This window comes from Arthrobacter sp. Soil736 (genome assembly GCF_001428005.1).
GTDB lineage: Bacteria > Actinomycetota > Actinomycetes > Actinomycetales > Micrococcaceae > Arthrobacter.
The window spans coordinates 173,046-198,654 of the sequence record NZ_LMSB01000001.1 but is presented as its reverse complement, the minus strand read 5'-3'; the positions used below and the strand labels follow the sequence as shown (position 1 = coordinate 198,654).

The window sequence follows — 25,609 nt, the reverse complement described above, 5'->3', positions numbered from 1 at the left end:
AAGCCCCCTGCTGGCCGCGTCTGCAGGGCCGGAAGTGTCCGTTCGCGCTTCGGGGAGGGGCCGCAAGTGTTCGTTGGCGCTTCGGGGCGGGGGCGGAAGTGTTCGTTCGCGCTTCGGGGAGGGGCCGGAAGTGTTCGTTGGCGCTTCGGGGCGGGGGCGGAAGTGTTCGTTCGCGCGAATAGGATTGGTAACCATGACCGACGCAGCAGCAGGGACCGCATCGAGGGCCGGCCGCCCGTCGAAAACCGACGCGCCGGCGGCGAGTGACCAGTATGTGCAGTCCCTGGCGCGGGGGCTGGCCGTGATCCGAGCCTTCGACACCGACCACTCCGTCATGACCCTGACCGAGGTGGCCGCACGCACCGACCTGACCCGTGCCACGGCCCGCCGCTTCCTGCACACGCTCGTCGAGCTCGGCTACGTGCGGACGGACGGCAAGACGTTCGCGCTCACCGCCCAGGTGCTGCAGCTCGGGTACGCCTACCTGTCCGGCCTGTCCCTGCCCCAGCTTGCCCAGCCGCACCTCGAGGAGCTGTCCCTCAAGCTCGGGGAGTCGACGTCGGCCGCGGTGCTGGACGGCACGGACATCGCCTACATTGCCCGCGTTACCACGCGCCGGATCATGAACATCGGCATCACGGTGGGCACCCGGTTCCCGGCCTACGCGACGTCGATGGGCAGGGTGCTGCTCGCCGCCCTTCCGCCCGCCAAGCTCAAGGAATACCTGGCCGCGGCAGAGATCAGGCCGCTCACACCGCGCGCCGTCGGCACCGTTCAGGAGCTCCTGGCCGTCCTGGACACCGTCCGCGCCCAGGGCTGGTGCCTGCTGGACCAGGAGCTCGAGCTTGGGCTCATGTCTGTCGCGGCACCCGTCTACCACGGCACGAAGGTGGTGGCCGCCGTCAACGTTTCCCTGCAGGCCCAGAGCGTTGCGGCCAAGCCGGACCCCGAGGCCTACCTGGACTCGGTGCGCAAGGAAATCGTGGCCACTGCGGAGCGGATTTCTTCGGACTTTTCCACGGGACGCTAGGCGGGAACCGCAGATCGGGAGCTTGAGGCCGCCGTCACCAACGGGGCCCCGCTTCAAGAGCGTCATGGTCCAGGCGGCGGAAACGGGCCCGGCAGTCGATTGCCGCCGCCCCGTTCCCGGGCGTAGGCGCGCTCACCATCTCTGCCGGGGTCCGCGAAGGCCGACGTCGGACAGGCGCACCTGATGGACAGCGCCGACCGGGCCCTCTACCGGGCCAAACGGTACGGCCGCAACAGCACCGTCAGGTACCGCAGCGGAACATAGCCCGGTCTGTTGCACCCGCCCTACTGCCAAGCGGCCCCGCTGGGTCATAGACTCAAGCCAACCATGTGCAGCAGCGCCGCTCGCCGGGCCACCGCCAGAGCGGCAACCAGGCAGGCGGCAACCAGGCAGGCGCCGCTGCATTCGTCCGGAAGGGGAGTGGCGGGTGAGGCTAGGAATACCGAGGGAGCGCCGGGAAGGTGAGCGGCGGGTGGCTGCGACGCCGGAAACCGTGAAGCAGCTGGCCGGGCTGGGCCTTGACGTGCTGGTCGAATCGAGGGCAGGGTCCGCCGCCGGGCACGGCGACGAGGACTACCGCCAGGCCGGCGCCCGGATCGTCCCGGACCTTGACCCGGCGGAACTGGACGTCCTGGCCCACGTCCGCCCGCTCGAACCGTCAACGGCCCGGTCCCTCAAGTGGGGCGCCGTCACCGTCGGCCTGGCCTCGCCGTCGACCGAACTGGCCGTCGTCCAGGCGCTCGCCGAGGGCGGCGTGACGTCCTTCGCCCTCGAGCTGGTGCCGCGCATCTCCCGCGCCCAATCCATGGACGCGCTCTCCTCGCAGGCGCTGGTGGCAGGCTACCGCTGCGTGCTCGAGGCCGCCATCAGGCTGCCGCGCTTCTTTCCCCTGTACATGACGGCCGCCGGAACGGTCCCGCCCGCGCGGGTGCTGGTGCTCGGCGTCGGCGTGGCCGGGCTGCAGGCCATCGGCACCGCCAAGAGGCTGGGCGCGCGGGTCTCGGCCAACGACATCCGGCCTTCCTCGGCCGAGGAGGTCACCTCGATGGGCGGAACCTTCATCAAGCTGGATCTTGAGACGGCGGAGGCGTCCGGCGGCTACGCCCGTGAACTCAGCGCGGACCGCGGCGCCCTGCAGCGGGAGCTCCTGGCGCCGCACGTCGCCGACGCGGACGTGCTGATCACGACGGCGGCCGTCCCCGGCAGGCGCGCCCCGCTCCTGGTGACCCGCGCCATGGTGCAGGGCATGCGCCCCGGATCGGTCGTCGTCGACCTCGCCGCTGAATCCGGCGGCAACGTGGAGGGTTCCATGCCGGGCCGGGACATTCACGTCCCCACCGCCGACGGCCGCGGCACGGTCACGCTCGTGGGGCTGAAGGACGCCCCGTCCGCCATGCCCGCCGATGCCTCGCGCCTGTACGCCAAGAACGTGGCCAACCTGCTCGCCCTGATGACCCGCGACGGCACGGTTGCTCCCGACTTCGACGACGACGTGGTGGCGGGGGCGTGCCTGACGCACGACGGCGTGGTGCGGCACGCGCCGACGGCGGAGGCTCTCGCCGCGCTCGCCGAACAGGCGGAGCCCCCGGAGAGCGAGCTTTCCGGGGAGAAGGCGTCCGAGAACGAGGGGGTGGCGTGATGGACGGCATCAGTCTCCTGACCATCACCGTGCTGGCGGTCTTTGTCGGCTTCGAAGTGGTTTCCAAGGTCTCCAGCACCCTGCACACACCGCTGATGTCCGGCGCAAACGCCATCCACGGCATCATCCTGGTGGGCGCCATCATCGTTGCCGGCCAGGCCACGCACCCGTGGGTGCTCGCCGTGGCGCTCCTCGCCGTGGTCCTCGCCACCGCCAACCTGGTGGGCGGCTTCGTGGTGACGGACCGCATGCTGGAGATGTTCCGGGGCCGCCGGGGCGCGGCGGAAAGACCGCCGGAGAAGCCGTCCGCCCAGGGCGGGGCGCACGAGGGTGAGTCGCCTGAGCGCAAGGGGAGCGTCCGGTGACCCTTCTCGATCCCACCCTGACGTCGCTGCTGTACCTCGCCGCCGCCGTCTTCTTCATCCTGGCCCTCAAGGGCCTCAACTCGCCCCGAACCGCCCGCCGCGGCAACCTGGTCGGTGCCTTCGGGGCGCTCCTGGCCGTTGTGACGGTGTTCTTTTCCGTCAGGCTGGACAACGTCCCGTGGATCCTCGGGGCCATCGCGGTGGGGTCCGGCGTGGCCGCACCTGTGGCCCGGCGGGTGAGGATGACCCAGATGCCGCAGCTCGTGGCCCTCTTCAACGGTGTGGGCGGCGGCGCGGCGGCGCTCGTGGCGCTGCTTGAGCTTCCGCATGCCGACGACGGCTGGATGCGTCTCGCCGTCGTCTTCACGCTGCTGGTGGGCGCGGTGTCCTTCGCCGGCTCCGCCATCACCTTCGCCAAGCTGCAGGAGCTGATGACCACCCGGCCCGTGGTGTTCCCCGGGCTGCCCGTGCTCATGGGTGCCGTGCTGCTCGCGGCGGTGGGTTCCGGCGCCGCCGTCGTTCTTGGGGGTTCGCTCGCGCTGGCCCTGCTGCTCCTGGTGCTGGGACTGCTGGCCGGCGTGCTGCTGGTTTTGCCCGTCGGCGGCGCGGACGTGCCCATCGTCATCTCCCTGCTGAATGCGTTCACCGGCCTGGCCGTCGCGGCCTCCGGCCTGGTGCTGGGCAACGTGCTCCTGGTGGTGGCGGGCACGCTGGTGGGCGCGTCGGGCACCATCCTCACCCGCGCCATGGCCGCGGCCATGGGCCGCAGTGTCGCGGGCATCCTGTTCGGAGCGTTCCGGGGAAATTCGACGGCGGGATCCACGGCCGTGAGCGACCGTCCCGTGCGCTCTTCCAGCGCGGAGGACGTGGCGGTGCTGCTGGGCTACGCGCAGCGGGTGATCATCGTGCCCGGCTACGGCCTTGCCGTGGCGCAGGGGCAGCACACCGCGGCCGAGCTGGCACTGGCGCTTGAGGCCCGCGGCATCCGGGTGGACTTCGCCATCCACCCCGTGGCCGGGCGCATGCCGGGCCACATGAACGTGCTGCTCGCCGAGGCGAACGTGCCCTACGAATCGCTCAAGGAGATGAGCGAGATCAACTCCGAATTCCGGACCGCCGACGTCGCCCTCGTGGTGGGCGCCAACGACGTGGTCAACCCCGCGGCCAAGACGTCTGCGGGGTCGCCGATCTACGGCATGCCGATCCTCGAGGTGGCCGACGCGCGGCAGGTGGTCTTCCTCAAGCGCTCCCTCCGGCCCGGGTTCGCCGGGATCGAGAACGAACTCATGTACGAGCCGCAGACCACGCTGCTCTTTGGCGACGCGAAGGAGTCACTCACGAAGGTCCTCGGGGCCGTGAAGGCGCTCTGAGGCCCCAACTGCCCGGCCGGCCGGGCCTTTGCCGGACCCCTACGGGCAGCCGGCGAACCCCGCTACGATGTGAATTCCCTGGTTAACCGCCCCCACTGCAGTCGAAGGACACCATGCCAGCCAAGAACGCCTCCTCGCCGAAACGGGCCGCCGTGGTCATCAACCCCGCCAAGGCCGCGGGTTCCGACCTCCGGGGTTCGCTGGTCAGGCTCTGCGATACCCAGGGCTGGGCCGAGCCGCTGTGGCTGGAAACGACGGAAGAGGACCCGGGCACCGGCCAGGCGCGCCAGGCGCTTGAGGCGGGGGTCGACGTCGTCATTGCCGCCGGCGGCGACGGAACCGTGCGGTGCGTGGCGGAGGTCCTGGCCGGAACGGACACGCCGCTGGGCCTGGTGCCGCTGGGGACCGGCAACCTGCTGGCCCGCAACATGGGCGTGGAGATCGCCGACCCCGTCTCCGCCGCGTATGACGTCCTGAACGGCACGGAACGCACCGTGGATGTGGTCAGGAGCAGGTTTGACGAGTCCGAGGACGAGAACGTCTTCCTGGTCATGGCCGGCGTGGGCTATGACGCCGCGATCATGGCGGACACCGTGGACAGCCTCAAGGACCGCATGGGCTGGCTCGCGTACGTGGAGGCCGGCATCCGCAAGCTGCCGGGCAAGCCGGTGAGGGCCACCATCACGGTTGACGGCCGGGACCCGGTGAAGCGCAGGATCCGCAGCGTGATGATCGGCAACTGCGGGCGGATCATGGGCGGTATCGAAATATTTCCGGAGGCCAAGGTGGACGACGGCGTCCTGGACCTCCTCATCCTGGCGCCCCGCGGCCGGCTCGGCTGGCTCGGGGTGGTGGCGGGAATCTTCGGCCGCGGGAAGAACCGGGACGAATCCGCCGAGTACTTCCAGGGCAGCTCGGCCGAGGTGACCCTGCACCACGAGCAGGAGTTCCAGCTGGACGGCGACCACGTGGGGACCGGAAAGCACCTGAGCGTTCGTGTGGATCCCGGGGCGCTCAAGCTCCGCATGTAGGCCCGGCGGGCGGAAAGCCCGTGTTTCGACGGCGGCGGCCCGCTCCCAGTGGGCGGGCCGCCGCCGTCTGCCTTGCCTGGGCTGCGACCTCGCCTGGGGGGTGGCAGGGTCGGCGGGCTGAATCAGTCCGCGAGCAGCCGGCCCCACCTCGGTGCGAGCAAGGGGGACCCGGCAAGTTTCAGGCAGTGCCACAGGGTCACGGCCACCGAGTCCAGCACCGGAACGCCGGTGCCGGCCTCGATCTCCGCCGCGATGTTGGCGCCGTACAGGTTTGTGCAGAGGTAAATCAAGGCGTCCGGTGCGGCGGCCGCCAGTTCCAGCGAGCCGGGGCGCATCTCGTCGTCGGTGACCCGGCCGAAGGACTCGTTGTCGCTCAGGCCCAGGCAGCGCTGGCCAACGGTCTTGATGCCGTCCCGCTCGTAGGACGCCATGATGGCCTGGTTGACGTCCTCCGTATACGGCGTGAACAGCCCGATGCGCTCGGTGCCGAAGGCCTTGAACGCCTCCATGTACGCGAGCGTGGACGTAGTGGCCGGGATGCCGGTGGCGTCGCGGATTTCCCGGACCAGTTCGCGGTCGTGGTCCGCCCCGAGCCATGATCCCGAGGTGCCGTTCCAGGCGATGACGTCCACGTCCGCCGTCGCGAGCAGCTGGGCCGCTGTGTGCATGACGGCGGGGTCGAACTGTTTGTCCGACGAGTCGTCCAGGGCGATCCGGGTCACCGGAATCCGGGTGAAATGGATGGTGACATCGTCCCGGTCGCCCAGGATGCGGTAGCTCTGCGGTTCCAGGCAGGTGTTGGACGACGGCACGATCATGCCGATGCGGGTCTTGCGTGTTGCGGCAGGCACTGGTTCTCCTAAGCGGTGGCGGCGGTGGCGGGGGACAGCAGCGGGGAGGCCGCGAGGTGCTCCCGGAATCCGTTCCGGGCCACGAAGCGGCCCGCGGGGCCGGGATCGTGGAAGCCGTCGGCGTCCAGGACCACCCGTCCGGCGGAGACCACGACGGCGGCCCAGCCGGTGAGCGTCCGGCCGTCGAACGGCGAGAAGTCAGCGCCCATGTGCAGCGCGCCGCCGTCGACCGTGCGCTGTTCGGCGGGATCGAAGATCACGAGGTCGGCGTCGAAGCCGGCGGCGATGGTTCCCTTGCCGGGAAGGGCGTTGATGCGGGCCGGCCCGGCGGAGAAGACCTCCACGAAGTCCTCCACGGAGCCGCCCGCGGAGGTCAAGGCCGTGAACGTGACGGGCATCCGCGTTTCGACGCCGGGCAGGCCGTGCGGCATGGCCCGGATGTCATCGGAGCGCTCCCGTTTCTGCGACAGGTCGTAGCAGGAGTGGTCCGAGGAAACGGTGTGGATTGCCCCGTCTGCCAGCCGTTCCTTCAGGGCGGCCACGGTCTCGGGGCTGCGCATGGGCGGGCAGCAGGCGTACCACTCGGGAAATGCCGAGCCGTACACCGTGTCATCCAGGGTCAGGTAGTGCGGGCAGGTCTCGGAGTAGGCCTCCTGGCCGCGGGCCCGGGCGTCGGTGACCAGGTCAACGGCCCCCGGAGTGGACTGGTGGACGAAGTACACGGGTGCCTTGGTGTACTCGGCCATGGCCAGGGTTTCCTTGACGGAGACCTCCTCGGCGAGTTCCGGGCGCGTCCGGTGCAGGTGTTCGATGCCGATCCTGCCGTCGTCGGCGTGCTGCTGCGTGCAGTCGCTGACGATGGGGTCGTGTTCGGCGTGGATGTACGTGAGGCCGTCCAGCCGGACCATCTCCCGCATGACCTTCAGGATGGTGTCCCCGTCCGCCATGGTGGTGCCCCGGTTGGTGGTGTACATCTTGACCGACCGCACGCCTTCCGCGGCCAGCTGCTCCAGCTGCCAGGGCACGGTCTCGTCCCAGCTGACCACCGCGCCGTGCAGGGCAACGTCGCAGCGGGACTCCTGCGCCAGCTCCTTCTTGTGCAGGACGGCCGCAAGCGGTGTCTCCTGGGCGTCCCGGGGAATGCCGAAGTCGATGATGGTGGTTGTGCCGCCCCACAACGCCGCCGTGGAGGTGGTCCGGTAGTCGTCCAGGGTGCGGAAGCGTCCGGTTACCTGGGCGACGTGGCAGTGGCCGTCCACGCCGCCGGGAATCACCAGCTTCCCGGCGGCGTCGATGATGCGGCCCGCGTCGGGGACCGGCGCCGAGGCGTCGACCAGCTCGGCGATCCTGCCCTCGCGCACCACGATGTGGGCGTTCTGGCGGCCGAAGCTGTTGACCACGGTGCCGTTGGCAATGACAAGGTCTGGGGTGTTGGACATCGGTGTCCTCCTAATTCTTTGAAGCGGTGGGTACAGACTGGGCGGCGGTGAGTGCGGCGTCGAGGTTTTCGGACAGGCCGCGGCGCAGTTTGACCGGCGGCGGCGCGAAGGCACCCTGCCGGTGGGGGCCGGACTGGAGGCCCACCACGGCCTCCGCCATGCGGATGCCGGCGGAGATGCCGTCCACCACCGGGACCGGAATGTGCCCGCGCAGTTCGCGGGCCAGCCCCGCCAGCGGGGCGCCGGCAAGGATGACGACGTCGGCGCCGTCCTCGGCGACGGCTTGACGGCTGAGCGTCAGGAGGGTTTCCTTGAAGTCCGCCTGCACGGTGCCGATCGAGTTGAGGCTCTGGTTGATGGACCGGATGGAAGCGAGCCGGCCGCCGAGGCCGAAGCGCTCGACGCAGTCCAGGTACCACGGCCGGATGCGGTCCGAGATGGCGATGATGGAGAACCGGTGCCCCTGCAGGGCCGCGGCGCACAGGGCCGCCTCGGTGATGCCGATGACGGGAACGTCGGCGAGCTCTTTCAGGGCCGGCATGCCGGGGTCGCCGAAGGCTGCCACCACGACGCCGTCGATCTTTGCGGAGGCCGGGAGGCTGCCGGCAGGGTCCGCGGTGTATTCGGCAATGATCTCGGCGACGGCGCCGGCCGCGATGAGTGACTCGAACCGGGTTTCGATGTATTCCACCCCGTGGCCTGCGGTTCGGACCACCAGCTCCGTGCCCGGGGACGCGGAACGCAGGGCCTCCGACTCGATGAGGGCGGTGACGTCGTCGCTGATGTTGGGGTTGATGACGAGCAGTTTCATGATTTCTTCCGGTGAAGGGCGGGTTCCGTTTTCCGGAAGTCCTCGGGGAACTGCTCGCGGTACTTACCGATGTGCGACGCCGACTGGGCGGCGGCGCGGTCCGGATCGCCGCTGGCGATGGCGGCATACAGCTCGCGGTGCTCCTGGATCAGTTCCGGCAGGTCGCTGACATGGCGGAACAGCCAGTGCATGCGGCCCTGGAGGGGTTCCAGCGCGGATTTGAGAAAGTTGTTGTCGGCGATGGCGGTGATGGCGTCGTGGAATTCGCTGTTGGCACGGTGGGCCTCCATCACGGCGCCCTTGGCGAGGCAGCGGTCCGCCTCGTCGAGCAGGCCCTCCAGACGGGCCAGGTCATCCGGCGTGGCGCGGGCGGCGGCGAGCCGGCAGGCCAGCACCTCGAGTGACTGCCGGACGTCGAAGAGGTCCTCCACGTCCTTGGGGCTGAGGGTGCTGACCTCGGCGCCGCGTGCGCCGCGGTCGCTGATGAGGCCTTCCATGCGCAGCATGCGCAGGGCTTCCCGGACGGGGAGGCGTGACACGTTGAATTCTGCGGCGAGATCACGTTCCACCAGCCGGGTGCCGGGAGCGTAATGTCCTTCAAAAATCCGGGTGCGGAGTGTGTCCCGGACGGCCTCGCGGAGGGGGCGTTCCTTGTCCTGGGTCTCTTCGGCGGTAAGCATGGTGCTCCATTCGGATTCTTCGGTGACATTGCGCTCCCGGCGGCCGGGAGATGGTGCTGTGGCCCAGCTTAGGGCGGTTGGCCTAGACGGGAAGCCGCTTGCTGTAGTCCAGGGTCAGGACGGACACGCCCATGATGATGGCGGATCCCACGAAGTACAGCAGCGCCCAGGTATAGGAGCCCGTTGCCCCGACGATCAGGCCGACGGCGATCGGTGTGACGAAGCCGGAGATGTTGCCGCTGAAGTTCATGGCCCCGCCGAGGACGCCGGCGTTGGTCCGGCCTCCGAGGATGGAGGGGATGCTCCAGAAGAGGCCCACCCAGCGGAGGAAGAACATGACCACGGAGAGCAGGACAACCGCGGTGGTGGGGTCGGCCACCACCGTGACGCCCACCAGTCCGCCGATCACCACGACGCTGGAGATGCCCAGGAGGGTGCGCATGACGCGGTTGGCCGAGGCGCCGGACGCCCGCCACTTGTCGGCGATGTTGCCGCCGAGGATTTCACCGACGAAGCCGGCTCCGAAGATCACGAAGGTGGACCAGCCGATGGTCTTCAGGTCAAAGCCCTTGGCCTGGGCGAGGTAGAGAGGCCCCCAGGTGAGCAGGCCGTAGAACACGCCGTTGAAGCCCAGCCAGCCAAAGCACATGGCCCAGAAGGAACGGAACCTCAGGTAGGGAAGCAGGGCGCGCTTGCCCTTGCTGCCGTCGAGTTCGGCCTCGGCGTCCTCGGCGGCGTGGGAGGCCTCGATGTACTCGGCCTCGGCAGCGTTGACCCCGCGGTGCTGGCGCGGATTGTCGCGGACGTACCACCAGACTGCGAGGCCCATGAGCACCGTGGCGGCACCGGCGATGACGAAGGAACTGCGCCAGCTGCCGGTGGCGGCGATCAATCCGGCGATGAGGATGCCGCCGAGCCCGGCGCCGAGGGGAGCGCCGGCGTCCAGGATGGTGGCACCGCGGCCGCGCTCCGACTTGTGCATCCAGATGGCATTGAGCTTGCCGCCGGCCGGCATGACGCCGGCTTCGGTGACGCCGATGCCGAGCCGGGCGATGAACATGCTCAGGAAGCCGCCGGCCATGCCTGAGGCGGCCGTGGCCGCGCCCCAGCCCACGCAGGATGCCGTCATGACCTTGCGCGGACCGAATTTGTCGATGAGCAGGCCGACCGGGATCTGCATCAGGGCGTAGGTCCAGAAGAAGGCCGACAGCAGGAGGCCCACGAGCTCCGGGGCCAGGTTGAATTCCTTTTGGATGATGGGCAGTGCCACGGAGATGGAGCCGCGGTCGATGTAATTGACGGCGACGAGGACCAGCAGCAGCAGGAAGAGCTTCCAGCGGACGTTGGTGCGCCGTTGCACGCCGTCCTTGCCGGGTGTGCCGCCGGCGGCGGCATCTGTGGTCTGGGCTTCGGTTGTCACGGTTTCAGTATTGGGGAGGGACACAGCTTCTCCTTCACGGGGAAGTTTGCGGACGGGGAAACGAGCTTGGGTAGTGCGGAGTGTGCGGCCGCGGGTTGGCGGCGGAAATCTTGGATTGATGGCCTGAAGCGGCGTTCCGGAAGCGCCTGGCCACTCTTTACGGGTCCGGCTATTCCCGTGGACCCTTTTGGGATCCCGTTTTGGGATCCCAAAATCAAAGGTAGGAGTGACCGGCGCCACTGTCAAGGCTTTTCGGGAAAGACGCCGTCCGCCGGCGAAACAACCGATTGTGACTGCTCCGGCAGCAGGTGACGGTCCGTAACCCTGGGCCCGGGGAATCCTCCCGGCGCCGGCCTGAATTGCTGGGGACAGGCGGTTTGCTGCGGACAGACGGCCGCCCGCCCCGTCTTCCGGCGGTGCCGGAGGCGGGGCGGGCGGTTCGTTTGAAGCGTCTGTCCGGAGAATCGGGCGGCGGTTACCTTTTGGCGGATTCCGGATTCCGGATTCCGGCTTCCGGGCGGTTAACTGTCCGCCGCGGCGGCCGCTTCCTTGGTGCCGACGGGGCCTGCAGGTCCGTGGGCGAGGATTTCGGCGAGCTCCGCGAGCCTGTGTGCGCGGGCGGATTCGGCGGGTGTGAACGGTTCGCCGGGACGGTAGAAGGTGATGGGTCCGTGCCATGCGGTTGGAATCTTGAGGAGGGTGCCGGCGTCGTTCGTTTCGGCCGTCTGGCGGGCGGTTTCAGTGTCCTCCGGCAGGATCCGCGCGGACAGCAGTTCCGCGACGGCGAGCGGAAGTTCCTGGGGGCTCGCGGCGATCCGTGCCGCCAGGCTCAGGGCCTTCGTCTGCCCGTCGGCCATGGCCAGCGCCGTGGTGGGCCAGACGTTGGGGTGTCTGCCGCCGCCGTCCTTGAGCGCCTCAAGGAGCTGGCGCTCGGTCAGTTCACCGGGCGCCGACAGCACGAATTCATCCATGACGCCGCCCCGGACCGGATGGACATGGATGCTGAGGATGTTGGTGTCCAGCAGCGCCAGCGACCGGGTGATTTTCTTCAGGGAACCCGGCTGGTCGCGCAGCACGGTCCTGGCCCGCCACAGGGCGGGGGCCGCACCGAGCCGCCGCCGGTGCCGCAGCGCGGGCGCGTGGAGCCAGCGCCGCAGGATCCGCGCCGCGGACGGCTCAGCCACCCAGATCACCAGGACGGTGGCGGTGAGCGTGAGCACCAGGACCTTGGCCAGGTACGGCAGGTGGGTCTGGACCACGAGGGCGTGCACCAGCAGTTCGATGGGGAGCATGACGGCGACATTCGCCACCGTGAGGCGGGTTTTGGGAGGCTCGGGCATCTGGCCGCAGACCTCGCAGCTTAGTTCAGCCGCGGCAGGGGTGGGTGCTTGAGGCTTCATGATGCCAGCCTTCCGGGCGGCTGTTACGGGCGCATTGCCCCCGCGTTCCGATCTCGGGAAGATTTCCGGCCGGGGCCTGTGGCCTGTTCCGCGGCGCTATGGCCAGCCCCTCACCGCCGTACCTACACTGAAAAGACCAGCGTGCGGAGCTCCGTACAACGGCCAGCTCGCACGGAAGAGTCGATTCCGGAGAGCATCATGCTACTCAGCACAGTTTCAGGAAAAACACGCCGCCGTGCGGCAGCAGGGTTAGCCGCCCTCGCCGCCCTCCTGGTCCCGGCACCCGTGGCATCGGCCGGGCAGGCAACGGCCGGGCAGGCACAGTCCGCGGACGAATCTTCGGTCATCCTGCTGGACGGGGCAAAGGGCGCCGAAGGCATCGCGGCGGGCGAAGGCAGCACCTTCTTCGCGGGCGACCTGGCCACGGGGGACATTTACCGTGGCGATATCCACAAAGACACGGCGAAGAAGTTCATCGATGCGCCCGACGGCCGGGTGGCGGTGGGCCTCAAGGCCGATACCCGCAACGACCTGCTGTTCGTGGCCGGCGGCCCCACAGGCCAGGCCTACGTCTATGACACGGACACCAGGAAGACGGTCAAGACCTACCAGTTGACGCACAAGGCCGCGTTCATCAACGACGTCGCACTGACCGACGACGGCGCCTGGTTCACCAACTCCCGGCAGGCCGAGCTGTACTTTGTCCCGGTGGACGACGACGGCGACCTCGGCGACGCCCGGACGCTGGCGCTCAAGGGCCCGGCTGCCGAACTCTCAGGCGACTTCAACCTCAACGGCATCGCCTATTCCCGTGACGCGCGCAGGCTCGTGGTGGCCCACACCGCCAACGAGGCCCTGTACACGGTCAGCCCGCGGACCGGGGCAAGCACGAAGATCGACGGCATCACCGTGCCCAACGCCGACGGTCTCGTCGTGAAGGACGACATCGTGTGGGTGGTGCAGAACTTCAGCAACCAGGTGAGCCGCATCCGCGTCAACTTCCACGAGTCGACCGGGACGGTGAGGGAGGTCATCACCAGCCCGCACTTCAACATTCCGACGACGGCCGCCCTCTTCGATGACTCCCTTGCCGCGGTGAACGCGAAGTTTGGCGTCGCGAATGCCACCACCTTCGAGGCGGTTGTGGTGGATGCCCATCCGCACCACTAGCCGGAGACCCAGATAACAGCCCATTCAGCCAGAGGGGAGAACCCGCCAACGTAAGCTGTTAAACGCACGCCAGCGCCGCCGTCGTCAGTTCCCTACTGCCAACGAAAGGCGCGAATCCACCGTGAAGCTGCTGGCCGAGATGTTCACCATTGCCCCGGCAAACAAGGATCATCGCGTCGCCATCCGCTGCGCAATCGGAGTCTTCGTCCCGCTGATCACCCTGGTGCTGCTGGACCGCCTGGATCTGGCAATTTTCGCGTCGTTCGGCGCGTTCACGGGCATTTACGGCCGCGGTGAAATGCACCGGAAGCGGCTTTTCATCCAGGTGCGCGCCGGTTCGCTCATGCTGGTGGTGATCCTGCTGGCAAGCCTGTTCGCCCGGGCGGTCCAGGCCGGCGGGCTTTCCGGCGCGGCGGGCACCTGGCTCCAGGTGATGGCCACCACGGTCGTTGCCGGCGCGTGTTCCTTGGTGATTGCCCGGTGGCGCCACCGGCCGGCCGGCTCGCTGTTCCACATCTTCGCCTTTGCGGCGATTGCCTCGATCCCCAACCAGCCGCCACTCTGGCAGTGCATGCTGGCCGCCGTCCTGACCACAGCATTCTGCCTCCTGGTGGGGCTGTCCTCGCGCGTGCTCCGGAGCCGCCGGACACCGTGGGAGATGCCGGAGCCGGCGAGGCTCACCGCGAAGGAGCAGCAGGCTGCCTGGCTGGAAGCCGTGGGCTACCTCGTGGCGGCAGGCCTGGCCGGGACGCTGGCAACCCTTGCCGGCCAATGGCTCGGCTTCGGCCACAACTACTGGGCGATGGTGGCTGCCGTGGTGCCGCTCGTGGGCCGCACCACCCGGCACCGGATCAGCCGCGGCGTCCAAAGAATCATCGGCACGGTGCTGGGCCTCGTGCTGCTCGCCGGGATCATCGCGCTCAACCCGGCGCCCTGGCAGATGGTGCTGGTGGTGGCCATCTGCCAGTTCGGTGCCGAGCTTTTCATAGCCCGGCAGTACGTCCTGGCGCAGATCTTCGTGACGCCGCTGGCACTTGTTTCCACCCTGCTGGTCGCTCCCGCCGCGCCCGGCATCCTGCTGCGGGACCGGATCGTGGAGACCGTGATCGGCGCCGCGGTGGGCATTGCCGTGGTGCTGGCGCCGTCGGCCTGGGCGCGGCTCCGGCGCTAGCCCATCGTCAGGGTTTCCCCGCGCCTTAACCGGCCTTGGCCCGCATGACCGGCCCGGTCCCGCTTAACCGGCCTTGCCCGGGGCCGGTTGTGCGGTGGCGGGCCGGTTAAGCGGTTTAGGAACGCCCGACGTCGGATGCCTGGTCGGGTGCCGGGGCGATCGCGTGGGGGACGGTCACCAAAGCCAGCACCGCCAGAAGGGCCGCGGCCGCGAAGACGTAGAAGCCCCACGGGTAGGCGATGCCGGCGGCCACGAGCGTCCCGGTAACGGCGGGTCCCATGATGGCGCCGAGCCGCCCCACGCCTGCCGCGAAGCCGAGGGCTGTGCCGCGGAGCCGGGCCGGGAAGAGCTGGCTGACCCAGGCGTAGACGAGCACCTGCGAGCTGAACACGAAGACGCCGGTCACGAACACGGCGGCGTTGAGCAGGAACTCGCTCTGGATCTTGATGCTGAGGACCGCCAGGAAGAGCGCGGACAGGCCGAACCAGAGGAGCACGATTTTCTTGGTGCCGTGCCTGTCGGCCAGGATGCCGGCCACGATCAGACCCACCACGGCACCCACGTTGAGCACCAGCAGCAGGACCAGGCCCGTGCTGACGGTGTATCCGGCGGAGGACATGAGCTGCGGCAGCCAGGTGTTCAGGCCGTAGACCAGCAGAAGCCCCATGAATGATGCCACCGCAATTCCCAGGGCGACCAGCGGATACGGCTTGCGCGTGAGGTCGCGGAAGCTGGCCCGTTCGCCGGCCTCGTCGGCCGCCAGCGACGACGCCGGAGCAGCCTCGGGCTCCGCCGCCGGCACGGCGATGGGGCGGTGGGCCCGGGCGGCCCCGGCGCGGTGGGCCTCTGCGGCAGCAACTTCGGCGCCCTCGATTTCGGCACCGTGCTCGGCATGGACGGGCGGCAGGGTCTCCGGCAGCCGGAACCACAGGAACGGCACCAGCATCAACCCGGCGATTCCTCCCACCACAAACATGATGCGCCAGTCCGGCACCACCAGGATGGCCAGGAAGGCGGTGGCCACTGCGCCCACGTGATAGCCGGTCATGGTCCGGGTGGTGGACTTCCCTGCCGTGCCGGCGGGGGCGTAATCGTTCATGTAGGCAAGGGCTGCAGGCAGGCAGGCGCCGAGTCCCACGCCCGCGAGGAGCCGGAAGATGCCGAACATGGCAACGTTGGGCGCAAACGCCACGGCGATGGTGAAGAGGGAGAACCAGGCCACGCAGGCAACAAGCAGACGGCGGCGTCCGAAGCGGTCCGAGAGCGGCGCGATGAAGAGCGCTCCGACGCCCACGCCCACCAGGGAGATGGTGGCCGCATACGTCGCGCCCACAGCGTCGAAGCCAAGCTCGTGGGTCTTGATCAGGGTGGGAATGACGGTGCCCAGCACCACCAAATCGAATCCGTCCAGCACCATGGCCAGCCAGCACAGCCATACGGGCCACTGGGAACGGCGGGCAACTGAGAGCGTTGACATGGGAACCTCATTGTTCGGGTTTGGAATGAATGGAGGCCGTTTGCGGCCAGCTGTTCGGAGTCTCTCTCCGGCGGCGGAACCAGCAAGGCCGATTGGCGGCCGACAGGACCGCCGGGACTGTGCGACATGAGAGTTGTATCACTCACGGGTGTAATCTGGGACAACTCAAACCATTGAACGGAAGCGGGACATCATGGCCAACTCAGCCTCCGGCGACTCCGTCGTGGACAGGGTTGTGCGCCTTATCGCGGCCTTCCCGGAGGGCGTCACCGTCCTGCAGCTTTCGGAGTTGGCGGACCGTGCAGGGCTGCCCCTGACCACAGCCCACCGGCTGGTCCGGCAGCTGGCACACCACGGCCTCCTCGAAGCCGGAGCCGGAGGTTCCGTGCGGCTGGGGCTGCGCCTGTGGGAGCTGGTCAACAGGAATTCGCCGACCCTCGCCCTGCGCCAGGCGGCGATGCCGTTCATGGAGGACATTCAGCACGTGCTCAACCAGAACGTCAACCTGGCGGTGCTGGACGGTTGGGAAGCTCTCTTCGTGGAACGGCTCTCCCGCCGCGGATCGGTCGTGAACCGGGCGCAGATCGCCGGCCGAATGGCCGTGCACGTGTCGTCGGCCGGACTGGCCCTGATGTCGCACCAGCCGCGGTCCGTCCAGGCCGAATACCTGGACCAGTTCGCCGATCCCGCCGGAAAAGTCACGCCGGAGGAGCTGCGGGCCCTGCTGGGCGAAGCAGCCCGCCAGGGCTATGCGCAGCTGGCAGGCGTGATCGATCCGGACACGTGGGGGATTGCCGTCCCCGTGCTGGATGGCCAGAAGCGGGCGGTTGCTGCCCTCGGCGTCGTGGTTCCCCTGCGGGAAATGCGGATGCAGGCGCTGGTGCCGGCGCTGCAGACTGCGGCCCGGGGGATCGGGAGAAGGCTCGGCGAGTCGGCTAGTGGCCCCAATTTCCGTTCAATGGAATCCTTGTAACGCCGGACACATACCCCGGCGCACACTGTTAGCCAGAACGAACTTCCGGCCCCAGCCTCCAAGCCGAGGGCCCCGCGATGAAGCGAGGAACATCATGGCAGCACGCAAGATCATCACCACCCAGGTAGCCATTATGGGCGCCGGCCCCGCCGGGCTCATGCTGTCCCATCTGCTGGCCAAAGCCGGCGTCGAGTCCACCGTGATCGAAATCCGCAGCCGCCAGGAGATCTCCGAGACAGTCCGGGCGGGCATCCTGGAGCACGGAACCGTCAACATGCTGGTGGACAGCGGCGTCTCCGACCGCGTTCTGCGCGAGGGCGACCGGCACGACGGCATCGAACTGCGGTTCAACGGCGAAAGCCACCGCATCGACTTCAAGGACCTCGTGGGGGAGTCGGTCTGGCTGTATCCGCAGACTGACGTCTTCATGGACCTCGCCGCACGCCGGGAGGCCGACGGCGGCGACGTCCGCTACAGCGTCACGGACACCACGGTCCACGACATCGAGGGCAAGCCTAAAGTCTGGTTCACGGACGCCGACGGCACGGAGTACGAGCTGCAGGCCGACTTCATCGCTGGCGCCGACGGCTCCCGCAGCCATTGCCGCTTCCAGATCCCCGAAGCGCACCGCAAGTGGTACTTCCACGAGTACCCGTTCGCCTGGTTCGGGATCCTCGCCGAGGCTCCCCGCAGCTCCGACGAGCTCATCTACGCCAACTCGGCGAACGGCTTCGCCCTGATCAGCCAGCGCACCGAGACCGTGCAGCGGATGTACTTCCAGTGCGACCCGAACGAGGACGTGAACAACTGGAGCGAGGAACGGATCTGGGACGCCTTCCGCAGCCGCGTCAACGGCAACGGCTTCGAACTGAAAGAGGGCCCGGTCATCGACAAGATGGTGCTGAAGTTCCGCAGCTTCGTGCACACGCCCATGCGCCACGGCAAACTGTTCCTGGCCGGGGACGCCGCCCACACCGTCCCGCCCACCGGCGCCAAGGGCCTGAACCTCGCCATCCACGACGTCAAGGTGCTGTTCGAGGGCCTGGACAGCTTCTACAGGACGGGCTCCACCGCGCTCCTCGATTCGTACAGCGACCGCGCCCTGGACCGGGTCTGGAAGGCGCAGCAGTTCTCCTACTGGATGACGTCCATGTTGCACACCCCGGCGGATGCCGATGATTTCTCCCGTGCGCGGCAGCTCGGCGAGCTCAACTCCGTAGTCTCTTCACGGCACGGCCGGGCCTATCTGGCCGAGGCCTACACCGGCTGGCCGTCGGCCTAGGCTGCCCACACGACCGGCCCTGCCCACACGACCGGCCCCGCCCCGCACGACCGGCCCCGCCCCGCACGACCGGCCCCGCCCCCCGTGACCGGCCCCGGCCCGGGCCGGTTAAGCGGGCGAGGGCCGGTCACGGGGAAGCCGCACGAAGCCGCTCAGGCCGCCGGCCGCCGTCGGGCTTAACATCGGTCCATGGAAGCCATAACCATCATCGGCGGCGGCATTGGCGGCCTGGCACTCGCCGCCGGCCTTGATCCGCAGCGCTTCGACATAGCGCTCCATGAACAGCGTCCTGGCGTGCCGCCGGTGGAGACCTCACTGGCCATGTGGTCTGAAGCGCAGGCTGCCCTGGCCGTTCTCGGCATCCTGCCGGACATCCGCGCGGCAGGCACCGGGCTCGGCGGCATGGCCCTGCGGGACAACGCCGGAAATTCGTGGGTTTCGCCGGAGGTGCGCGGCGTCCTCGGAGTGTCCCGGGCGGATCTGCTCAGGATCCTCGAGGCGGCCGTGCCCCCTGCTGTGCGCCGCGTGGCAGGCCGGGTGGATGACGTGCCGGCGTCGGGCCCGCTGGCGGCAGGGCTGCTGGTGGGCGCCGACGGTGTCCACAGCGTGGTCCGCAACGCGTTCTGGGGCAGCCGGGCTGCGGCGAGGCTGACGCCCTACTTAGCCTTGAGGGGTGTCCTCGACGAGCCCGGCGCAGAGGAGGCGGGCGGCGAATACTGGGGCCGCGGCAAGCTGTTCGGCATCACGCCGGCGTCGGGCGGGAGGACGTACTGGTACGCGTCGTTCCGTTCGGATCTGGGGCCGGCCGGAGTCGATGCCGCCGAGGCGCTGATCCGGACCCGGGAGCGTTTCGCCGGAAGCGCGCCCGCCATCAGGCGGGTTCTGGAGGCCGCCGGGCCGGAAACAACCCTCGCCCAGCGGATCTGGACCGTTCCGACGCTCGGCAGCTTTGTCCGGCCGGGAGCTGTGCTGACCGGCGACGCCGCGCACGGGATGACTCCCAACCTGGGCCGGGGGGCCTGCGAGGCACTCGTGGACGCCGTCACGCTGGCCGAACTCCTGAACGCGCAGCCAGTGGCCGAGGCACTCCGGGCCTACAACCGGCAGAGGGCCGTCCGGACACAGCTGCTGCGGGTTGCCTCCTCGGCCATGGCCGGCCTGGCGCTCGCCGAACGCGCCCAGCCGCTCCGCGACCGCCTGCTCGGGCTGGCCGCCCGCTAGAGTCCGGCGGACGACGTCGGCCCGTCAGTCCGTCGGACACACGAGCAACCCTCGGCCGCTCAACCGGCCCTGGGCCGCACAACCGGCCCTGGGCGGGGCCGGTTAATCGGGGCGGGGCCGGTTAAGCGGGGCCGGAGGCGGACGACGTCGGCCCGTCAGTCCTGCTCGAGCGTCTCCGTGAGGTGGTGCGTGGGGATGCGGTCGCGGTCGTACGTGATCTCCGTATAGCCGTGCGGCTCCGGCTTCCCGTGGGGGCTGAGGTTCACGAACACGATCTCCTCGATGGTGAGGATGCTCCGGCGGGTGATCATGTTGCGCACCTCGGCGCGCATGGTCAGCGAGGTGCGGCCGAAACGGGTGGCGGTCAGGCCCATCTCGATCAGGTCGCCCTGCACGGCCGAGCTGACGAAGTTGATCTCGGAGATGTACTTGGTGACGGCGCGGCCGTTGCCGAGCTGGAGGATGGCGTAGATCGCGGCTTCCTCGTCGATCCACTTCAGCAGGCTTCCGCCGAACAGCGTGCCGTTGGCGTTGAGGTCCTCAGGGCGGACCCACTTGCGGGTGCGGAAGGTGATGTCTGCAGTTTCCATACCGCGAGATTAGCCGACGGCGGCGGCCCGGCCCCGAGTGTGACGGCGGAGTGCCCTTCCCGCACAAACGGCCCTGCCCCGCACAAGCGGCCCTGCCCCGGGCCGGTTAAGCGGGCCAGGGCCGGTTGTGGGCGGAAGAGAGGACTCAGGCCATGGCCGTGTGCGCCGCGCTGTGGGAATCGATGCTCTTGGCGTAGCAGTACGAGTGCTCAACGCCGATATAAGGGCCGAAGTTGGGCACCTGCTCGAAGCCGGAGTTCTGATAGAAGTTCCGCCCGTCAGGCTGGGCTGAGCCGGCCTCGGCCGTGACGCGGGTGATCCCCTGCGCGAACGCCTCCGCCTCGAGGGCCGCCAGAATCGAGCTGGCCACGCCCGAGCCGCGGGTGTACGGCAGAACGTACAGGCGCTTGATCTCGGCAGTCTGCGAATCGAGCAGCCGCAGCCCGCCGCAGCCCACCGGCTGTCCGGAACCCTTGTCGTACGCCACCAGGAACACTGCGGTGTCCACTTCCGACGGCTTTGGCCCCGGCTCGTGGTCCTTCGTGCCGAAGCGGGCATCCAGTTCCGCCTGCTGTGCTGCACGCAGGTCGGCGCCCACGGGGTTGGCCCAGGTGACCTGCCTGATGTTGAGTCTGGGGTTGGTCTGCATCGCTGCCTCGATTCGCCGAAGGGTTATGCAAAATAAGCCTAAGAGGGGGCCATTTCCGCGGTGTTTCCTGCGGGTAAGCGTCCGGAGAACTGTCGATGTCGCGGCGATTTTGGTGAATCTGGCGACGGCCGTCGCCTAGCGCCGCACCAGCGTCCGCAGCAGTTTGAGCGCTACAGAGATCGAGTGGATGTCAGTCTGTCCCGGCCTGGTGGCTTCCGCGAACGTGTCCTTGATCCGCACCAGCTGCTCCTGGTGGCCGCGTTCCCAGGCCACGATCCGCTCGATTGAATCAGCACTTTCGGAGTCAGCGCCCTTCGTCATCTCCATCACCGAAATCGTCATGTCGGCAACGGCTGAATAGACATCGTCCCGCAGTGCTGCCCGGGCGAGTGCCTCCCACCGGTTCTCCCGGGGAAGAGCCGTGATGCGCAGCAGCAACTTGAGTGCGCCGATCCGCGCAAACACTGTCCAGTACAGGTCCATGATCCGTTCGATGGGTTCATCGATCTGTTCCGATATCAGGGAGATGTCCAGCAGCCCGAAGCTCTCGAGGAGGTCGGCGGCGCGGCGTACCAGGTCAGGGGGCAGCCCGACGCCGTCCCAATGTGCCTGCCGTTCCTCGACGAGGTCGATGCTGTCACCGCGCAGGAAGTCCCGGGTCCTGTTCCGCAGCAGCTCCAGCGTGGGCATAATCCGGGCGAGGGCCTCGGCAACGGGCTGGTCGCGATGGTCGTGGGTGACATACCAGCGGATGGACCGGTCGAGGATCCGGCGCATGTGCAGGGTCAGCTCTGCGGCGTGTTCGCTGGGTAACGCGGGGGGCAGCTCGGCCACCCGGTCCACGAACCGCTGCAGGTCGTAGGCTTCACGGGTTGCAACGAATGCCCTGGCAACAGCTGCGGCGGTGGCGGTGGTTTCCTCGATGGTCCGGAAGGCGAAGGTGATTCCGCCGAGGTTGATCATGTCGTTGGCCAGGACGGTGCATATGATCTGCCGGCGCAGCGGGTGCGCATTGAGTTCCGGGCCAAAGCGGTCCGCGAGCTGATGCGGGAAGTAGCTGCGGAGCACCCGTTCGAACCAGGCATCCTCGGCGACGTCGCTTTCGTTCAGTTCCTTGGCAAGCTCGATCTTCGCGTAGGCCGCCAGGACGGACAGTTCGGGTGCCGTGAGGCCTTTGCCGGTCAGCAGCCGCGCATGGAGCTGTTCTGTGCCGGGCAGTCCTTCCAGACGCCGGTCAAGCTCGGAGGCGTTCTCCAGCCAGTCCATGGTTCGCTCGAAACCGGGGCTCCAATTCAGGACCAGGGCCCCGTCGTTGAGCAGCAGGGTGTTCTGGTCGTGGTTGTTTTTCAGCACAAGCCGTGCCACTTCGTCCGTGAGCGAGTGCAGGAACGCGGTGCGTTCGGACGCTCCCATCCTGCCTGTGGCGATCATGCGGTCGATGAAGATCTTGATGTTAACCTCATGGTCCGAGCAGTCCACGCCGGCCGAATTGTCGATCGCATCGGTGTTGAGCAGGACGCCGCCCAAGGCGGCTTCAATCCGGCCGAGCTGGGTTACGCCGAGATTGCCGCCCTCGGCAATGATCTTGGCCCGGACCTCATTGCCGTTAATCCTGATATGGTCGTTTGCCTTGTCGCCCACCTCGCCGTGCGTTTCGGAGGACGCCTTGATGTACGTCCCGATACCGCCGTTGTAGATAAGGTCCACCGGCGCGCGCAGGATGGCCTGCAGCAGCTCGGGCGGAGTCATCATCGACGTCGTGCCCGGGAGCCCGAGCGCCGAAATTACCGGGGCGGTGATGGGGATGGACTTTGCGTGGCGCGAATACACGCCTCCGCCCGGGCTGATCAGCGAGGCGTCGTAGTCCGCCCAGGACGATCGTGGCAGCATGAACAGGCGGCGGCGTTCCGCCAGCGAGCCGGTCGCGTCCGGAGTCGGGTCCAGGAAGATATGCCGGTGGTCGAAGGCTGCCACGAGCCGGATGTGGTTTGACAGGAGCATCCCGTTGCCGAACACGTCGCCGCTCATGTCGCCGATGCCGGCGACCGTGAAGTCTTCCCGCTGCGAGTCGATGCCGAGTTCGCTGAAGTGGTGCTTGACGGACTCCCAGGCGCCGCGGGCCGTGATGCCCATCTGCTTGTGGTCGTAGCCCGCGGAACCGCCTGAGGCGAAGGCATCGCCCAGCCAGAAGCCGTACTCGAATGCCACGGCGTTGGCCGTATCGGAGAACGCGGCGGTTCCTTTGTCGGCCGCCACCACGAGGTAGTAATCGTCGTCGTCGTGCTTCACCACTTTCTCCGGTGAAATGACCCGCCCGGGGGTCCCGCGCGATGGCACCGTTCCGACGTCGGACGTGTCCAGGTTGTCCGTGACGTCCAGCAGCCCGCGGACAAAGTCCTTATAGCTTTCCTCCCCTTCAGTGAGCCAGGCGGTACGGTCAGACACCGGACTGGGCAGCCTTTTGGGATAGAAACCGCCCTTGGCGCCGGTGGGGACAATCACCGAATTTTTGACCGTCTGGGCTTTGACGAGGCCAAGGATCTCGGTGCGGAAATCCTCACGCCTGTCCGACCATCTCAGCCCGCCGCGCGCCACGGGTCCGAACCGCAGGTGCACGCCTTCCACGCGGGGTGAATAGACCCAGATCTCAAATTTCGGCCGGGGGTAGGGTGCTCCGGGAATGTCGGACGGCCGGAGCTTGAAGCTCAGGTAGGGCCGGTAGCGGAAGAAGTTGGTGCGGGTTGTCGCCTCTATCAGGTTCAGGAAGGTCCGCAACAACCGGTCCGCTTCCAAGGACGGGACGGCGTCGATCGCGTCGGCCACTGCGGCGCGGGCGGCAGCCGTATCCTGGAGCCGCCGGGAGTGGCTGAGTTCGGGATCGAACCGGGCACGGAACAGGCTGAGTAGTGCGTGGGCGGCGGGCACGTTGGCCAGCAGGGTGTCGGCGATGAAGCCGTAGGTGTAGATGGTTCCCAACTGCCTCAAGTACTTGGCGTAGCTGCGCAGGATGACCACCTTCCGCCACGTGAGCTCGTCCTGGAGCACAAGGGCGTCGAAGCGGTCAGACTCTTCGTCCCCCCGGACGGCGGCGCTGAAGGCGTCCCCCAGCAGCGCGCTGGTCCCGGCCGGGTCAACGCCGGAGGGATACCTGACGCCGAGGTCGTACAGGAACAGCTGCCGGTCGTTCCCGCGCACAACATCGAAGGGCCGTTGGTTCAGCACCTCCAGGCCGAGGTTGTGGAAGAACGGCAGGATCTGCGTCAGGCTCTCGGCGCGGGTGAGGTAAAGCCGGATCCGAGCGTCTTCGGCCAGCGTGGGGGACGCATCGGTACGGAAGTAAACGGCCAGCTGCGGATCGTTGAGCGGCCGTCCACCCGCGCCGTCAAGGTCGAATTGCTCAAACCGCCTGATGTCCTCCACGGCATCCTCGACCTCGAAGTCGGCGCGGTAACTGGCCGGGAACGAGGCGGACCAAAGTGCCGACAGCCGGCTGGCCTCCGCGGGCGGCAGTTTGTCCCGGAGCGCTTCGTCCAGGCCTTCAGCCCAGGTCCGGGTCGCGCTGATCAGGTTCCGCTCCAGTGCGGCGGAGTCGACGTCGGGCACTCCGCCGCCAGGCAGCAGTATCCGGAAGAAGACGCGGGCCATGGGCGATCCACTCAGCCGGACTTCGAATTCGAGCGAGGAGGACCTGAAGGCCTGCTTGAGCTCCTGCTCGATCCGGAGCCGGACCGCAGTGCTGTACCTGTGCCGGGGGAGGAACACCAGGGCCGTCATAAAGCGGCCGTAGCTGTCAGAGCGCAGGAACACGCGCGTCTGGTGATGGGCCTGCAGGAGCAGGATCTCACGGGAGAGCCGGGCCAGTTCGTCCAGGCTCAGATGGAACAGCTCGTCCAAGGGGAAGGACTCGAGGACGGCCAGCAGCTGCTTGCCGGGATGGGAGACCTCGGTGAAGCCGAAGCGTTCCTGGACTGCGCGCACCTTGTCCCGGATGACAGGGATGCGCCGCACGGACCGGCCGGTGGCCCCCGGGGCGAACAGTCCCACGAACCGAATCTCACCTGTCGGCTGCCCTACGCTGTCGAAGGTCCGAACGAGGATTTCATCCAGGTATGCCGGGCGGGGGACGGACGATCTCAGGTCCGACGTGGCGAGCGTGAGAACCTGCGAATGCGGAAGCCCGGTGACCGGCTGGCGGGCTTCCGGCCGGTCGTCCCTGAGCAGGCCAAGCCCCGTGCCGGGCCGCAGCTTTACGCTCTCCGGGCCGCCCGCCGTCGGGTATTCATAATCGCTGTATCCCAAAAACATGAAGTTTCCGCGGTCCAGCCAGCCCAGGAGCTCACCGAGCTGCTCCGGAGTCGGAGCCGAGCCGGCAGGCAACCGGTCCAGCGAGCCGATCGCACGCCCGAGGCGGGAGTGGATGGCGGGAGTGTCATCGGCGACCACCTGAACGTCAGCCAGGACCCGCCTCACATTGTTCATGAGCTCCGCGATGGCCCGCGACCCGGGCAAACGGCCGATCTCTGCCGCCACCCAGGTTTCCGACAACCACCCCGGTGGGTCCTGGCCGGACGCAGTGTTGCCTGCCGTACCCGCCATTCCCGCCGTAGGTCCGGACTGCGACGACGCATGCCGTACCTCCAGCAACACGTGCGTCCCTGGATCCCGCCGCACCAGGAAAGTCGGATGGACCAGCAACCGGATGGATTCGTTTTCGCGGGTCAGCTCGGCCGTGAGGGAATGGAGCAGGTGCGGCATGGCGTCTGCAACCACCAGCAGGACGCTGGCATCGCTTTCGTTCAAGACGTCGACGGCCGACGTGCCTGCCGGACGGGTGTCCGCCAGTTCCGCATGGAACATGGCCCTCTGCTCCAGGTCCTCGGGACTGTAGCTCTGAAGGTCCTCTGGCGCTACGTGCTCGTAGTAGTCCGCCAGGAACGCGTCTCCGGGCGTGAAGGAACCGGCAGCAGCGGCCTGACCCCTCGGCACGGTTTCGCGTGACATGCCTGTGCGCCTCCACAGCGGGGGATGCCACCGCGGGTC

20 protein-coding genes are annotated in these 25,609 nt (G+C 68.2%); 10 read left to right on the top strand and 10 right to left on the bottom strand.

From position 1 onward, the window contains the following. The first annotated feature begins 193 nt into the window (after nucleotides 1-193). From ASG92_RS00920 to ASG92_RS00900, 5 genes are all read left to right on the top strand, one after another. Nucleotides 194-1,030, top strand: a complete 837-nt coding sequence (locus ASG92_RS00920) for an IclR family transcriptional regulator C-terminal domain-containing protein (RefSeq protein ID WP_056623086.1) — start codon at nucleotides 194-196, stop codon at nucleotides 1,028-1,030. A gap of 427 nt (nucleotides 1,031-1,457) precedes the next feature. Next, nucleotides 1,458-2,669 (top strand): Re/Si-specific NAD(P)(+) transhydrogenase subunit alpha, encoded by a 1,212-nt coding sequence (locus tag ASG92_RS00915; protein ID WP_056623083.1) that lies wholly within the window; start codon nucleotides 1,458-1,460, stop codon nucleotides 2,667-2,669. Continuing rightward, a complete protein-coding gene (locus ASG92_RS00910; RefSeq protein WP_056623080.1) occupies nucleotides 2,669-3,034 on the top strand; it encodes an NAD(P) transhydrogenase subunit alpha in 366 nt (121 codons plus the stop codon). The genes ASG92_RS00915 and ASG92_RS00910 overlap by 1 nt, the downstream gene beginning before the upstream one ends. Then, complete coding sequence (locus tag ASG92_RS00905; protein WP_056623077.1) at nucleotides 3,031-4,404, top strand: NAD(P)(+) transhydrogenase (Re/Si-specific) subunit beta; 1,374 nt, start codon at nucleotides 3,031-3,033, stop codon at nucleotides 4,402-4,404. Before ASG92_RS00910 ends, ASG92_RS00905 begins: the two co-directional genes overlap by 4 nt. Before the next feature lie 113 nt (nucleotides 4,405-4,517). Beyond that, nucleotides 4,518-5,435, top strand: a complete 918-nt coding sequence (locus tag ASG92_RS00900; protein ID WP_056623075.1) for a diacylglycerol kinase family protein — start codon at nucleotides 4,518-4,520, stop codon at nucleotides 5,433-5,435. 122 nt (nucleotides 5,436-5,557) lie between these two features. On the opposite strand, the gene ASG92_RS00895 is transcribed toward ASG92_RS00900, so the two are convergent. The 6 genes from ASG92_RS00895 to ASG92_RS00870 form a co-directional block, all read right to left on the bottom strand. Next, nucleotides 5,558-6,286 (bottom strand): aspartate/glutamate racemase family protein, encoded by a 729-nt coding sequence (locus ASG92_RS00895; protein WP_082579229.1) that lies wholly within the window; start codon nucleotides 6,284-6,286, stop codon nucleotides 5,558-5,560. Between the two features lie 8 nt (nucleotides 6,287-6,294). Further along, nucleotides 6,295-7,725: an amidohydrolase family protein gene (locus ASG92_RS00890; RefSeq protein WP_056623072.1), complete on the bottom strand. Its 1,431-nt coding sequence runs from the start codon at nucleotides 7,723-7,725 to the stop codon at nucleotides 6,295-6,297. A gap of 10 nt (nucleotides 7,726-7,735) precedes the next feature. Next, on the bottom strand, nucleotides 7,736-8,536 hold the full coding sequence (locus ASG92_RS00885) for an aspartate/glutamate racemase family protein (RefSeq protein ID WP_056623070.1): 801 nt from the start codon (nucleotides 8,534-8,536) through the stop codon (nucleotides 7,736-7,738). Beyond that, on the bottom strand, nucleotides 8,533-9,216 hold the full coding sequence (locus tag ASG92_RS00880; RefSeq protein WP_056623065.1) for a GntR family transcriptional regulator: 684 nt from the start codon (nucleotides 9,214-9,216) through the stop codon (nucleotides 8,533-8,535). The genes ASG92_RS00885 and ASG92_RS00880 overlap by 4 nt, the downstream gene beginning before the upstream one ends. Before the next feature lie 82 nt (nucleotides 9,217-9,298). Continuing rightward, nucleotides 9,299-10,636 (bottom strand): MFS transporter, encoded by a 1,338-nt coding sequence (locus tag ASG92_RS00875; protein WP_240986945.1) that lies wholly within the window; start codon nucleotides 10,634-10,636, stop codon nucleotides 9,299-9,301. 521 nt (nucleotides 10,637-11,157) lie between these two features. After that, nucleotides 11,158-12,036 carry an amino acid-binding protein gene (locus ASG92_RS00870; RefSeq protein WP_056623059.1) on the bottom strand — a complete coding sequence of 293 codons (879 nt, stop codon included), beginning with the start codon at nucleotides 12,034-12,036 and terminating at the stop codon, nucleotides 11,158-11,160. A gap of 198 nt (nucleotides 12,037-12,234) precedes the next feature. On the opposite strand from ASG92_RS00870, the gene ASG92_RS00865 reads away from it, so the two are divergent. Continuing rightward, nucleotides 12,235-13,206: an SMP-30/gluconolactonase/LRE family protein gene (locus tag ASG92_RS00865; protein WP_056623056.1), complete on the top strand. Its 972-nt coding sequence runs from the start codon at nucleotides 12,235-12,237 to the stop codon at nucleotides 13,204-13,206. Nucleotides 13,207-13,327: 121 nt separating this feature from the next. After that, nucleotides 13,328-14,377, top strand: a complete 1,050-nt coding sequence (locus ASG92_RS00860; protein ID WP_056623052.1) for an FUSC family protein — start codon at nucleotides 13,328-13,330, stop codon at nucleotides 14,375-14,377. Between the two features lie 115 nt (nucleotides 14,378-14,492). Here the strand turns inward: ASG92_RS00860 and ASG92_RS00855 are convergent, their stop codons facing one another. Continuing rightward, nucleotides 14,493-15,854: an aromatic acid/H+ symport family MFS transporter gene (locus ASG92_RS00855; RefSeq protein WP_056623050.1), complete on the bottom strand. Its 1,362-nt coding sequence runs from the start codon at nucleotides 15,852-15,854 to the stop codon at nucleotides 14,493-14,495. A gap of 193 nt (nucleotides 15,855-16,047) precedes the next feature. Here ASG92_RS00855 and ASG92_RS00850 point away from each other — a divergent pair, with 193 nt between their 5' ends. From ASG92_RS00850 to ASG92_RS00840, 3 genes are all read left to right on the top strand, one after another. Beyond that, nucleotides 16,048-16,827 carry an IclR family transcriptional regulator gene (locus ASG92_RS00850; RefSeq protein ID WP_056623047.1) on the top strand — a complete coding sequence of 260 codons (780 nt, stop codon included), beginning with the start codon at nucleotides 16,048-16,050 and terminating at the stop codon, nucleotides 16,825-16,827. 94 nt (nucleotides 16,828-16,921) lie between these two features. Further along, entirely contained in the window at nucleotides 16,922-18,109 is a 1,188-nt protein-coding gene (locus ASG92_RS00845; protein ID WP_056623045.1) for a 4-hydroxybenzoate 3-monooxygenase, read from the top strand. Between the two features lie 189 nt (nucleotides 18,110-18,298). Beyond that, nucleotides 18,299-19,330, top strand: a complete 1,032-nt coding sequence (locus tag ASG92_RS00840) for an FAD-dependent monooxygenase (protein WP_056623042.1) — start codon at nucleotides 18,299-18,301, stop codon at nucleotides 19,328-19,330. 155 nt (nucleotides 19,331-19,485) lie between these two features. On the opposite strand, the gene ASG92_RS00835 is transcribed toward ASG92_RS00840, so the two are convergent. The 3 genes from ASG92_RS00835 to ASG92_RS00825 all read right to left on the bottom strand — a co-directional run bounded on the left by ASG92_RS00835 (nucleotide 19,486) and on the right by ASG92_RS00825 (nucleotide 25,570). Beyond that, nucleotides 19,486-19,920, bottom strand: a complete 435-nt coding sequence (locus ASG92_RS00835) for an acyl-CoA thioesterase (RefSeq protein ID WP_082579228.1) — start codon at nucleotides 19,918-19,920, stop codon at nucleotides 19,486-19,488. A 145-nt stretch (nucleotides 19,921-20,065) separates the two neighbouring features. After that, complete coding sequence (locus tag ASG92_RS00830) at nucleotides 20,066-20,569, bottom strand: GNAT family N-acetyltransferase (protein ID WP_056623039.1); 504 nt, start codon at nucleotides 20,567-20,569, stop codon at nucleotides 20,066-20,068. A 135-nt stretch (nucleotides 20,570-20,704) separates the two neighbouring features. After that, complete coding sequence (locus ASG92_RS00825) at nucleotides 20,705-25,570, bottom strand: NAD-glutamate dehydrogenase (protein WP_056623037.1); 4,866 nt, start codon at nucleotides 25,568-25,570, stop codon at nucleotides 20,705-20,707. Nucleotides 25,571-25,609: the final 39 nt, after the last annotated feature.

Excerpts from the sequence above, each read along its gene's own strand:
- ASG92_RS00920 (WP_056623086.1), top strand. The coding sequence starts at position 194 with ATGACCGACGCAGCAGCAGGGACCGCATCGAGGGCCGGCCGCCCGTCG.
- ASG92_RS00910 (WP_056623080.1), top strand. The coding sequence starts at position 2,669 with ATGGACGGCATCAGTCTCCTGACCATCACCGTGCTGGCGGTCTTTGTC.
- ASG92_RS00900 (WP_056623075.1), top strand. The coding sequence starts at position 4,518 with ATGCCAGCCAAGAACGCCTCCTCGCCGAAACGGGCCGCCGTGGTCATC.
- ASG92_RS00890 (WP_056623072.1), bottom strand. The coding sequence starts at position 7,725 with ATGTCCAACACCCCAGACCTTGTCATTGCCAACGGCACCGTGGTCAAC.
- ASG92_RS00885 (WP_056623070.1), bottom strand. The coding sequence starts at position 8,536 with ATGAAACTGCTCGTCATCAACCCCAACATCAGCGACGACGTCACCGCC.
- ASG92_RS00880 (WP_056623065.1), bottom strand. The coding sequence starts at position 9,216 with ATGCTTACCGCCGAAGAGACCCAGGACAAGGAACGCCCCCTCCGCGAG.
- ASG92_RS00870 (WP_056623059.1), bottom strand. The coding sequence starts at position 12,036 with ATGAAGCCTCAAGCACCCACCCCTGCCGCGGCTGAACTAAGCTGCGAG.
- ASG92_RS00865 (WP_056623056.1), top strand. The coding sequence starts at position 12,235 with ATGCTACTCAGCACAGTTTCAGGAAAAACACGCCGCCGTGCGGCAGCA.
- ASG92_RS00855 (WP_056623050.1), bottom strand. The coding sequence starts at position 15,854 with ATGTCAACGCTCTCAGTTGCCCGCCGTTCCCAGTGGCCCGTATGGCTG.
- ASG92_RS00850 (WP_056623047.1), top strand. The coding sequence starts at position 16,048 with ATGGCCAACTCAGCCTCCGGCGACTCCGTCGTGGACAGGGTTGTGCGC.
- ASG92_RS00845 (WP_056623045.1), top strand. The coding sequence starts at position 16,922 with ATGGCAGCACGCAAGATCATCACCACCCAGGTAGCCATTATGGGCGCC.
- ASG92_RS00840 (WP_056623042.1), top strand. The coding sequence starts at position 18,299 with ATGGAAGCCATAACCATCATCGGCGGCGGCATTGGCGGCCTGGCACTC.
- ASG92_RS00835 (WP_082579228.1), bottom strand. The coding sequence starts at position 19,920 with ATGGAAACTGCAGACATCACCTTCCGCACCCGCAAGTGGGTCCGCCCT.
- ASG92_RS00830 (WP_056623039.1), bottom strand. The coding sequence starts at position 20,569 with ATGCAGACCAACCCCAGACTCAACATCAGGCAGGTCACCTGGGCCAAC.
- ASG92_RS00825 (WP_056623037.1), bottom strand. The coding sequence starts at position 25,570 with ATGTCACGCGAAACCGTGCCGAGGGGTCAGGCCGCTGCTGCCGGTTCC.